The organism is Pseudomonas sp. FSL R10-0399 (assembly GCF_009600165.1).
Lineage (GTDB): Bacteria > Pseudomonadota > Gammaproteobacteria > Pseudomonadales > Pseudomonadaceae > Aquipseudomonas > Aquipseudomonas helleri.
This window is the reverse complement of the sequence record NZ_WIWK01000352.1, coordinates 1-237: the sequence shown is the minus strand read 5'-3', so window position 1 is coordinate 237 and position 237 is coordinate 1. Positions and strand designations below refer to the sequence as shown.

1 protein-coding gene is annotated in these 237 nt (G+C 48.5%); it reads right to left on the bottom strand.

Annotated features, from left to right (window positions below; all coding sequences use genetic code 11):
• On the bottom strand, positions 1-237 hold a 237-nt coding region (locus tag GHO41_RS29680; RefSeq protein WP_153435378.1), incomplete at both ends, for an Eco57I restriction-modification methylase domain-containing protein.

The window sequence follows — 237 nt, the reverse complement described above, 5'->3', positions numbered from 1 at the left end:
TCTTAAAATAAACACCCGCTAGGAAAGAAGTTGGCGTGACATAGGCAATCACACCTCCTGGCTTCGTGTGGCGTAATGCGAGGTCAGTGAATAGACCGTATAGATTCGCGTGACCATAAAGAGAACGCTTATAGCGCTCTCGGGTTTCAGCATCGAGCTTTGCCCGTCCATAAGGGGGATTACCAATCACCAGGTCAAAACGATCCTTTGGCGGACTACGTCGTAGTGAATCACAAA